Source organism: Mesorhizobium sp. WSM4813, from assembly GCF_055811555.1.
The window spans coordinates 1-4,172 of record NZ_JBVVQU010000113.1; the positions used below are offsets into that span (position 1 = coordinate 1).

Consider the following 4,172-nt stretch of genomic DNA (forward strand, 5'->3'; position numbering starts at 1 on the left):
ACGTGCGTTTTGCAGACCTGGCAGCGACCTACTCTCCCGCGTCTTGAGACGAAGTACCATCAGCGCTGGAGCGTTTCACGGCCGAGTTCGGAATGGGATCGGGTGCAGCCGCTCCGCCATAACCACCAGGTCGGCAAAGCGCACGTTGCTCGAGAAGCTTTTTGAGCGAATAGCCAATAGTGAGTAGCGAATAGGGAACCCTATTTTCTGCTCTCTCTGAGCTGTTCGCTGGTCTTATGTTGTGCCTTTACCGTTCTTGGTCCTGGCGCCTTTCGAAGCGAAGCTTCGCAAGGTCGACCGACCGTCGGCGCCGATGCGCCGCACCCACGTAGCGCCGCCCGCAGGGCGGAACAAGCGTGAGTGAGAACAGACCATCTGACTTGTCAGATGGGCATAGGGAATGAGAACGATCAAGCCGATCGAACTATTAGTACCGGTAAGCTTCAAGCGTTGCCGCTCTTCCACACCCGGCCTATCAACGTGGTCGTCTTCCACGGTTCTCAGGGAATACTCGTTTTAAGGTGGGTTTCCCGCTTAGATGCCTTCAGCGGTTATCCCGTCCGGATATAGCTACCCTGCTATGCGGCTGGCGCCACAACAGGTCCACCAGAGATCCGTCCATCCCGGTCCTCTCGTACTAGGGACAGATCCTTTCAATATTCCTACACCCACGGCAGATAGGGACCGAACTGTCTCACGACGTTCTGAACCCAACTCACGTACCGCTTTAAATGGCGAACAGCCATACCCTTGGGACCTGCTCCAGCCCCAGGATGCGATGAGTCGACATCGAGGTGCCAAACAACCCCGTCGATATGGACTCTTGGGGGTCATCAGCCTGTTATCCCCGGCGTACCTTTTATCCGTTGAGCGATGGCCCTTCCACGCGGGACCACCGGATCACTATGACCGACTTTCGTCTCTGCTCGACTTGTCAGTCTCGCAGTCAGGCAGGCTTATGCCATTGCACTCAGCGAACGATTTCCGACCGTTCTGAGCCCACCATCGCGCGCCTCCGTTACTCTTTAGGAGGCGACCGCCCCAGTCAAACTACCCACCATACATTGTCCCGGACCCGGATGACGGGCCGCGGTTAGACATCCATAGTGATAAGGGTGGTATTTCAAGGGTGGCTCCACCTGAGCTGGCGCCCAGGTTTCAAAGCCTACCACCTATCCTACACATGCCACTACGAATGCCAATGTAAAGCTATAGTAAAGGTGCACGGGGTCTTTCCGTCTAACCGCAGGAACCCCGCATCTTCACGGGGAATTCAATTTCACTGAGTCTATGCTGGAGACAGCGGGGAAGTCGTTACGCCATTCGTGCAGGTCGGAACTTACCCGACAAGGAATTTCGCTACCTTAGGACCGTTATAGTTACGGCCGCCGTTTACTGGGGCTTCGATTCAGAGCTTGCACCCCTCCTCTTAACCTTCCAGCACCGGGCAGGCGTCAGACCCTATACGTCGTCTTGCGACTTCGCAGAGCCCTGTGTTTTTGATAAACAGTCGCTACCCCCTGGTCTGTGCCACCCTCCTCCACTTGCGTGGAAAAGGGTCACGCTTCTTCCGAAGTTACGCGTGCAATTTGCCGAGTTCCTTCAGCATAGTTCTCTCAAGCGCCTTGGTATACTCTACCAGTCCACCAGTGTCGGTTTCGGGTACGGTCTATAAGGAGGAGCTATTTCCTGGAACCACGCAGCAGCCCTTTCAATCCGATAAGATTGGACTACCTCAATGATCCGTCACTTCCTCCAGGCCCACGAATATTAACGTGGTTCCCATCGTCTACGCATTTCTGCCTCGACTTAGGGGCCGGCTAACCCTGCTCAGATTAGCTTTAAGCAGGAACCCTTGGACTTTCGGCGGGGGAGTCTCTCACTCCCCTTACGTTACTCATGTCAGCATTCGCACTTCTGATACCTCCACCACCCCTCACGGGTATGGCTTCATCAGCTTACAGAACGCTCCGCTACCGCTCGTGATTGCTCACGAACCCTAAGCTTCGGTGTATGGCTTGAGCCCCGTTACATTTTCGGCGCAAAGACCCTTATTTAGACCAGTGAGCTGTTACGCTTTCTTTAAATGATGGCTGCTTCTAAGCCAACATCCTGGTTGTTTTGGGATCCTCACATCCTTTCCCACTTAGCCATAACTTGGGGACCTTAGCTGTAGGTCAGGGTTGTTTCCCTTTTCACGACGGACGTTAGCACCCGCCGTGTGTCTGCCGACTAGTACTCCCAGGTATTCGGAGTTTGGTTAGGTTTGGTAATCCGGTGAGGACCCCTAGCCCATCCAGTGCTCTACCCCCTGGGGTATTCGGTCGACGCTCTACCTAAATAGATTTCGCGGAGAACCAGCTATTTCCGAGTTTGATTGGCCTTTCACCCCTAGCCACAAGTCATCCCGAACTATTGCAACAGTTATGGGTTCGGTCCTCCAGTAAGTGTTACCTTACCTTCAACCTGCTCATGGCTAGATCACTCGGTTTCGGGTCTAATGCGACGAACTGAACGCCCTGTTCAGACTCGCTTTCGCTGCGCCTACACCTACCGGTTTAAGCTTGCTCGTCACACTAAGTCGCTGACCCATTATACAAAAGGTACGTGGTCACCCAGGACGAACCTTGGACTCCCACTGTTTGTAGGCAATCGGTTTCAGGTACTCTTTCACTCCCCTTGTCGGGGTGCTTTTCACCTTTCCCTCACGGTACTAGTTCGCTATCGGTCATGCACGAGTACTTAGGCTTGGAGGGTGGTCCCCCCAATTTCAGACAGGATTTCACGTGTCCCGCCTTACTCGAGGACGATGATTTGCATTACGCGTACGGGGCTGTCACCCACTATGGCCCTACTTTCCAGAAGGTTCCGCTTGTCTCATCATCGCCACTGGCCTGGTCCGGGTTCGCTCGCCACTACTGCCGGAGTCTCGGTTGATGTCCTTTCCTACGGGTACTTAGATGTTTCAGTTCCCCGCGTTCGCCACTTTATCCCTATGTATTCAGGATAAGTTACCTATTACAGATACTTGGAAACCACAGCAGCCAGCGGTCTTGTCGACCACTGGCTGCTCTGATTTTCCAAGCACCTTAGGTGGGTTTCCCCATTCGGAAATCTACGGATCAAAGGGTATTCGCACCTCCCCGTAGCTTATCGCAGCGTATCACGTCCTTCATCGCCTGTGCATGCCAAGGCATCCACCAATTGCCCTTAAGACACTTGATCGTTCTCATTGCCAATACCCACCGCGCGATCCCAAAGGGATCGTCGCTTCAGCTCAATCCCGAAGGATCTTTGCCTCAGCGCGATCTCGAAGAGATCGTCGCCCAGCGCGATCCCAAAGGGATCGTCGCTCGAACCAGATCCTGTGCAGAATCTGCTTCAATGGAATTGGCACAAAAAGACCAGCTTCTCGAGATCGGTTCGAGGGTGCGGTTAGGCAAGCCCATCATATGCGGGAGATTGAGCGTCTCCCGCGACAAATCACATCCCTTTTCAAGGATATGAAGTTCGAACAAATCTTCTCTTTACGATGTCATACAGAACAGGCGGAGAGCCAAGAAGCTCGCCGCAAACTCTTAAACGAATGACTTTTTCCCAGCCCGCTCCACATCCACTCGACACCCTTTTTCTCCCGGAGAAGAAGCGACAATCCTGCGGATTGCGCAGCGACGATCCCTTCGGGATCGCGCGGAAGTGGTGGAGCCGGACGGGATCGAACCGACGACATCCTGCTTGCAAAGCAGGCGCTCTCCCAGCTGAGCTACGGCCCCTTGATAACACCTCTTCGAGTTGCCTCTATCGAGGAGATCGACAATCCTTGCGGATTGCGAGCGACAACCCTTCGGGTTGCACCGGAGATGGTGGGCCTGGGAGGACTTGAACCTCCGACCTCACGCTTATCAAGCGCGCGCTCTAACCAACTGAGCTACAAGCCCTAAAGACCGCGCTCTGCCAGTAACGAGCTGGTGACCTCGAGGCAAAGCCTCGCAAGGCCGACCGGCCGTCGCGGCTTATGCCGCGCCCTCGCGGAGCGCCAGCGGCCCAAAGGGCCGCGGTACGGCGCGCGAGCGCTGATCCAAAGTCATTCGCGAAGAAAGAGAAACGAAGGCGGCAGACCCGCTTAAGGTATGCACGACGGTAAGAGTGACTCTCTTCCGTCTTGTTCCAAG

General features: G+C 54.7%; 2 tRNA genes and 2 rRNA genes. All 4 read right to left on the reverse strand.

Annotated features, from left to right (window positions below):
* Nucleotides 1-15 precede the first annotated feature (15 nt).
* A 5S ribosomal RNA gene (gene rrf / locus AC0L25_RS31940) occupies nt 16-130 on the reverse strand.
* Between the two features lie 276 nt (nt 131-406).
* A 23S ribosomal RNA gene (locus AC0L25_RS31945) occupies nt 407-3,225 on the reverse strand.
* A gap of 472 nt (nt 3,226-3,697) precedes the next feature.
* A tRNA-Ala gene (locus AC0L25_RS31950) sits at nt 3,698-3,773 on the reverse strand.
* Between the two features lie 88 nt (nt 3,774-3,861).
* Nucleotides 3,862-3,938: transfer RNA gene (locus AC0L25_RS31955), tRNA-Ile, on the reverse strand.
* Nucleotides 3,939-4,172 lie beyond the last annotated feature (234 nt).